6 protein-coding genes are annotated in these 7,403 nt (G+C 38.2%); 1 reads left to right on the plus strand and 5 read right to left on the minus strand.

Annotated elements, in window-relative coordinates:
* The 5 genes from gyrA to dnaN are packed head-to-tail and all read right to left on the minus strand — an operon-like array spanning position 1 to position 7,032.
* Complete coding sequence (gene gyrA, locus BLR42_RS16000) at positions 1-2,640, minus strand: DNA gyrase subunit A (RefSeq protein ID WP_091871213.1); 2,640 nt, start codon at positions 2,638-2,640, stop codon at positions 1-3.
* A gap of 11 nt (positions 2,641-2,651) precedes the next feature.
* Positions 2,652-4,589, minus strand: coding sequence for a DNA topoisomerase (ATP-hydrolyzing) subunit B (gene gyrB, locus BLR42_RS16005; RefSeq protein ID WP_026498413.1), 1,938 nt, complete (start codon positions 4,587-4,589; stop codon positions 2,652-2,654).
* Between the two features lie 10 nt (positions 4,590-4,599).
* Positions 4,600-5,700 (minus strand): DNA replication/repair protein RecF, encoded by a 1,101-nt coding sequence (recF, locus tag BLR42_RS16010; RefSeq protein WP_091871216.1) that lies wholly within the window; start codon positions 5,698-5,700, stop codon positions 4,600-4,602.
* Positions 5,697-5,918 carry an RNA-binding S4 domain-containing protein gene (locus BLR42_RS16015; protein WP_091871218.1) on the minus strand — a complete coding sequence of 74 codons (222 nt, stop codon included), beginning with the start codon at positions 5,916-5,918 and terminating at the stop codon, positions 5,697-5,699. The genes recF and BLR42_RS16015 overlap by 4 nt, the downstream gene beginning before the upstream one ends.
* Positions 5,919-5,922: 4 nt before the next feature.
* Entirely contained in the window at positions 5,923-7,032 is a 1,110-nt protein-coding gene (gene dnaN / locus BLR42_RS16020; RefSeq protein ID WP_091871221.1) for a DNA polymerase III subunit beta, read from the minus strand.
* 186 nt (positions 7,033-7,218) lie between these two features.
* Between dnaN and BLR42_RS22395 the strand changes: the two genes are divergently transcribed.
* Positions 7,219-7,403: hypothetical protein (locus BLR42_RS22395; RefSeq protein WP_207648554.1), on the plus strand; the 185-nt coding region annotated here is incomplete at its 3' end.

A 7,403-nucleotide genomic window follows, 5' to 3' on the forward strand; every position in this document is an offset into this window, starting at 1 on the left:
TTACTCTTCATCTGTATCTTCAGCACTGTATTCGGATTCTTCTATCTCTTCATCATCAAAATCATCATCCGGGACTATTTCTTCGCCTTCGGGTATCTCTTCCATGGCATCTTCGATATTTTCAAATTCTTCGTCACCGTTTGATACCTTTTCGCGTACCTTCGCAATTGCTACTACACTGACACCCTTGTCAAGATTTATCATCTTGACACCGGAGGTCACTCTTCCGTGAATGGTTATTTCCTCCATTCGAAGCTGAATAAGTATTCCGCTGTCAGTTATCATCATGATCTCATGTTCATCCTTAACAGCCTTTACACCTATTACATTACCGGTCTTCTCAGTAATCTTATAGCACTTTACACCTTTTCCACCGCGAAGCTGGATGTGGAATTCTGAAAGCTCGGTTCTCTTTCCAAATCCTTTTTCAGAAACTATAAGAAGTGAATCACCCTGGGAATTAAGCTGCATTCCAACAACCTCATCCTGGTCGCCGAGCATAATTCCTCTTACACCCATTGATGTTCTTCCGGTAGGTCTAACATCTGTCTCCTTAAATCTGATGCACATTCCGTTTCTGGTAATAAGGAATATCTCCGAATCGGACTTTGTGGTCTTAACCTCTATAAGTTCGTCATCATCATCGAGATTAATTGCTGTAAGGCCGTTCTTTCTTACATTTGCAAATTCCATTATAGGAGTCTTCTTTACAGTTCCCTTTTTAGTAACCATAAACAGATTCTTTTCTTCTGTATACTCCTTTATCGGAATAGTCGCAGTTATCTTTTCTTCGGGAGAAAGCTGGAGTAAGTTAACAATAGCTGTTCCCCTGGATGTTCTTGATGCTTCTGGAATCTGATAAGCCTTAAGTCTGTATGCACGACCCTTGTTAGTAAAGAACATAATGTAATTGTGAGTTGTAGTCATAAGAAGGTCTTCCACATAATCGTTCTCAATTGTGGATATTCCCTTTATTCCCTTACCTCCGCGGTTTTGCGCACGGAAGTTATCAATAGACATACGTTTGATATAGCCTACGTTTGTCATAGCAATAACCGTATTAACATTTGGAATCATGTCCTCAATGTTGATATCGGAATCATCATGTCCGATCTGTGTCTTACGATCATCACCGTATTTATCGGAAATTTCTGTGATTTCTTTTCTTATTACTCCAAGGAGAACCTTTTTATCTGAAAGAATAAGCTTCAATTCTTCGATTCTCTTTAAGAGTTCTGCGTGCTCCTGCTCAAGCTTGTCTCTCTCCAAGCCGGTGAGAGTACGAAGACGCATATCAACGATAGCCTGTGCCTGAGCATCAGATAATCCAAAGCGTTCCATCAACTGTTCTTTTGCTATCTGAACAGTCTTGCTTCCGCGAATAATCTTGATTACTTCATCGATATTATCAAGGGCTATGAGCAATCCTTCAACAATATGATTTCTTTCCTCAGCCTTGTTTAGATCGTATCTGGTTCTTCTTGTCACTACTTCTTCCTGATGGACGATATAGTGATGAAGCATATCAACAAGTCCAAGTATCTTGGGCTCATTATTTACAAGTGAAAGCATAATGATTCCAAAAGAATCCTGAAGCTGTGTATGCTTAAACAGTCTGTTGAGCATAACGTTTGCATTTACGTCATGTCGCAGTTCAATAACAACTCTCATACCCTCACGGTCTGATTCATCGCGAAGAGCTGTGATACCATCTAGCTTTTTAAGTTTTACAAGCTCGGCTATTTTTGCTATAAGATTGGCCTTATTAACAAGATAAGGCAGCTCAGTAACAATGATTCTGCTCTTACCATTGGGCATCGCCTCAATGTCTGTAACCGCACGAACAACTACTTTTCCTCTTCCTGTTCTATAAGCCTCCTCTGCACCTCTGGTGCCGAGAATTATACCACCTGTAGGAAAATCGGGTGCTTTAACAATCGGAAGAAGCTCCTCTATATCTGTAGCTCTATCCTCATTTACTCTGTTGTCGATCATCTTTACAACAGCAGCAATAACCTCACGAAGATTGTGAGGTGGAATATTCGTTGCCATACCAACAGCGATACCTGTAGTTCCGTTTACAAGAAGATTCGGAAATCTTGCGGGAAGTACAGCAGGCTCTTTTTCTGTCTCATCAAAGTTAGGTGTAAAATCGACCGTATCTTTATTGATATCAGCCGTCATCTCCATTGATATCTTGGTAAGTCTTGCCTCTGTATATCGCATGGCAGCTGCGCCATCACCATCTACAGATCCGAAGTTACCATGTCCGTCGACCAGGCAGTATCTCATTGACCAGGGCTGAGCCATATTTACCAAAGATCCGTAAATAGAGCTGTCACCATGGGGGTGAAATTTACCCATTGTATCACCGACAATACGTGCACATTTACGATGAGGCTTGTCGGGACCGTTGTTAAGTTCGATCATGGAGTAGAGAATTCTTCTCTGAACAGGCTTAAGTCCGTCTCTTACATCCGGAAGTGCACGGGATGCGATAACACTCATGGCATAGTCGATATAGTCCGACTCCATGGTTTTCTGAAGATCTACTTCCTTTATTCTGTCGGTGATCACCTGATCGAATACATCATCCGAAAGGTTTTCACCATTATTATTGTTGTTATTGTTATCAGCCATTTTTTATCCTCTTAAATATCAAGGTTTTTAACAAATTTCGCGTTTTTCTCAATAAATTCACGTCTGGGTTCTACTTTGTCACCCATAAGTGTTGTAAACGTAACATCAATATCAGATTCAGCTTCCTCATCAATATTTACACGAAGAAGTACTCGTCTGTCGGGATCCATGGTTGTCTCCCAAAGCTGTTCGGGGTCCATCTCTCCAAGTCCCTTATATCTCTGAATCTTATTATTCTGATCTCGTCCTACATCGTTGAGGATTTTATTTAATTCTTCATCACTGTATGCATACCAGACCTTTTTGTTCTTCTCAAGCTTGTAAAGCGGAGGCTGAGCAAGATAAACATGGCCTGTTTTAATAAGCTCAGGCATAAATCTGTAAAGGAAAGTGAGCATAAGTGTTGCAATATGAGCACCGTCAACATCGGCATCAGTCATAATAATGATTTTATTGTAACGAAGCTTTTCGATATCAAAATCATCATGAATACCTGTACCAAAGGCAGTGATCATTGCCTTAATTTCAGCATTTCCGTATATTTTGTCTATTCTTGCTTTTTCAACGTTCAGAATTTTACCTCTGAGCGGAAGAATAGCCTGCGTTGCTCTTGATCTTGCAGTCTTTGCGGATCCGCCCGCGGAATCTCCCTCAACTATGAAAATTTCACAATTTTTGGGATCCTTATCGGAACAATCCGCAAGCTTTCCGGGAAGTCCAAGTCCATCAAGGGCTGATTTTCTTCTTGTAAGATCTCTTGCCTTTCTTGCAGCATCTCTTGCATGCTGAGCAAGAATAGCTTTCTCGAGTATAACCTTGGCAACCTGAGGATTCTGTTCAAGGAAATACGTAAGCTGTTCAGAAACAATACTGTTAACTGCACCTCTTGCCTCAGAATTTCCAAGCTTTTGTTTGGTCTGTCCCTCAAACTGAGGATCTTCAATTTTTACGCTGATAATTGAGGTAAGACCCTCACGGATATCATCACCTGTGAGATTTTCCTCATTATCCTTGAGCATCTTCTTTTCTCTTGCATAATCATTAAAGGTCTTCGTAAGTGCAACCTTGAAGCCCTCAAGATGAGTTCCTCCCTCAGGAGTATTTATATTATTAACGAATGTATATGTGCTCTCATTAAAAGAATCATTATGCTGGAGAGAAACTTCCACCTGAACATTGTTTTTATTTCCCTCAAAATACATAATCTGATCATAAAGAACAGTCTTACTCTTATTGAGATACTGCACAAATTCCTTGATACCGCCTTCGTAGCAGAAGTTCTGCTCGATAATTTCTTCTCCCTCAGCTACGCGATAATCTCTTAAAGTAATACTGAGTCCCTTTGTAAGGAACGCCATTTCTCTAAGTCTCTGTTTTAATACATTAAAATCAAAGACAGTTGTCTCTTTGAAAATAAGAGCATCAGGTTTAAAAGATACCTTTGTTCCTGACTTTTCTGCTTCTGTTGTTCCGATTTCTTTAAGAGGAAAACAAACTTTACCTCTCTCATATCGCTGCTGATATATTTTGCCGCCTCTCATTACCTCAACTTCAAGCCACTCGGAGAGGGCATTAACTACAGAAGCTCCAACTCCATGAAGTCCTCCGGATACTTTATAACCGCCACCGCCGAACTTACCGCCGGCATGAAGAATTGTAAATACTACTTCAACTCCGGTAAGTCCTGATTTATGGTTAACATCAACAGGAATACCACGTCCGTTATCCATGACAGTAATAGTATTATCTGCATTTATATTAACTTCAATATGATCACAGAATCCGGCAAGTGCCTCATCTACTGAGTTATCAACAATCTCATATACCAGATGATGAAGTCCTCTTGCTGCAGTTGTACCAATGTACATTCCGGGTCTTTTTCTTACTGCCTCAAGTCCTTCAAGTATCTGTATTTGATCCGCACCGTAATTGTTTCCTTCGTTACTCATTTTTATCCTCTTATTCTTCAGGTATACTTCCGTTCACAACTCTGAATACCTTATCTATTTCAAAACGGTTGTTAACAAATTCATCTAATCCTGTACAGGTAATGATTGTCTGAATATCTCCAATTGTGTTTAAAAGATAATTTTGTCTGTTGCTGTCAAGCTCCGATAAAACATCATCAAGTAAGAGAACAGGATTTTCTTTTTTTGATTTTTTTACAATTTCAATTTCCGAGAGCTTAAGCGACAACGAGGCTGTCCTCTGTTGTCCCTGTGATCCGTATTTTCTGATATCTATTTCTTCGGGAACATTTTCTGTAATTACATTAAATGAAAAATCATCTTTATGAGGTCCTACTGTCGTCTGCTTCAGATAAATATCTTTTTGTCTCGATGAAGCCAGTTTATTTTCATATTCCGAAGCAGTTACATTGGGTTCATAGTAAATTTTCAGTTTTTCTCTTCCACCGGTAAGCTTATTGTGAATTGGATCTATTATTTCGCATAAATCCTTTATGAATTTTTCCCTGGATTTTATTATTACAGATCCGTATTCTAGAAGCTGCTTATCCTGAACATCCAGTAAAACACTGTTTTCAGGATGTTCAAACATATCTTTTAATACTTTATTTCTTTCTGTTATAAGCTTATTGTATTTTGCAAGATTCTCTAAATAAATTTGATCCAGCTGGCAAAGCTCCATATCCATAAATCTTCGCCTCTCTGCCGGACCATTTTTTATGATACTAAGATCTTCTGGAGAAAAAAATACAACATTGCATCTTCCTACCAGATCGGAAGCTTTTCTAATTTTTTGTGAATCTATAGCAATCGCTTTGGATTTACTTTTTCTAAGGTGCATATCCACACGGTACGAAGCGCCATCTCTTTCAATAATGGTTCTGATGTGTCCCTCTTCCTTACCGAAGGAAATTATCTCTTTGTCTTTGCTTCCCTTATGAGACTTAGTAGTAGCAGCAAGAAAGATTGCTTCAAGAATATTTGTTTTTCCCTGAGCATTATCACCATAAAGAATGTTGGTTCCGCTGCTGAATTCAATTTTTAAATTCTCGTAGTTTCTAAAATCTGTAAGTTCTAATGATTTTATTATCATTTCTCAATTTGTACCTGAACACCTTCGTACTCAACGGTGTCTCCGCTATAAAGCTTACGTCCACGTCTTGTTTCAACTTCACCATTTACTTTCACAAGACCGTTTTGAATATCAACTTTTGCATCAACACCGGATTCCTCAAGACCGGCCTTTTTCATAGCCTGTCCAAGCTTTATATATTCGTCTCCATCTCTTAAATTAACTGTTATCTTTTCCATTTTTTTAGCTCACTGTTGTAAAGTTAATAGGAAGTACAAGATAAATATAATTTGAATCCTTATCCCTTATGAAGCAGGGAGCTTTGGGATTAACCATATAAATATCAATACTTTCGTCATCAATTGCTCTGAGGGCATCAATTAAAAACTTGGGATTAAAGCCTATAATAAGATCTTTACCCTGTTTTTCTATATCAATCTCTTCATCCATACTTCCAATGGTTGAATTTATCTTCAATTCCATTTTTTCGTCAGTAATAGAGATGATAACTGGCTTTTTATCACCTTCTTTTACGAGAAGAGTAGCTCTGTCGATGCAATCGAGCATTTCTTTTCTTGATATTGTCATCTTGGTCTCATAATCACTTGAAAGCATCTGATCAATATTGAAATACTCACCCTCAAGAAGTCTTGAAACCACAATAGTTCTGTCAAACTCAAACAAAATGTGCTTATCTGTAAAGAAGATATCAACATTATTCTCTGTGCTATCAGATATAATCTTGCTTATATCAGACAAAGTTTTACCGGGAACTACTACTTTCTTTGATTCATAACTGTTTTGAAGTTTAATTTTTCGGATAGAAATACGATGTCCGTCAAGAGAAACCAGTTTGAGTGTATCCTGATTTATCTCAAAAAGCTCTCCGCTCATCATTTTATTGGCATCGTTTTCCGCAATAGAAAATATAGTCTGTTGAATAATATTTTTCAGAGTATATTGAGATACTGATATTCCGTCTATTCTCTCTATATTGGAAAGATAGGTGAAATCATCGGCATTTCTTCCTACAATACTGAATTTTGCCTTTTCACAGCTTATGGTAACCTTACCGTTTGCATCAGCTTCTATGGTAACATCACTGTCAGGAAGCTTCCTGATGATATCAAAGAATATCTTTGCATCAATAGCGATATAACCTCTCTCGATAATATTACCATCAAGCTCTGTCTGAATTCCAAGATCAATATCATTAGCGATGAACTTAATTACTCCCTCTGTTGCATCTACAAGAATGCACTCCAAAATTGACATTGTTGTCTTATTGGGAACAGCCTTGGATACAATCTGCAATCCTGCAATAAGATTTGATTTGGAACAAACGAACTTCATGAATTAAAAACTCCCTTCAACGAGATAAAATTATGCACATATCTCCATATATATAATAAATTAAGAGGCCTCTGGCATATGTGTGGAAGCCTACGCACCTTAACAACATAACAATATATACTTGAAAAGCCATCTGGCTTTCCTTAAAGTGTAGCTGACTAAGAAACACAAAAGGAAAGGATCCAGATGACTTCAGCTACTACTTTATTCAAGGAACTCTTAAATGTCAATGATACGATTATTGATGATATCAAAGTCTCAAAGAACCACTATGATGAAAAGGTTCTTATAGCCAGGATTCATCCTCGCAAAGGGCAGCAATGGAAATGCCCTATATGTGGTAAGCGATGCAAGGTTTATGACCAGCCATA

The sequence above is a fragment of the Butyrivibrio sp. INlla16 genome, assembly GCF_900104155.1.
Taxonomy (GTDB): domain Bacteria; phylum Bacillota; class Clostridia; order Lachnospirales; family Lachnospiraceae; genus Butyrivibrio.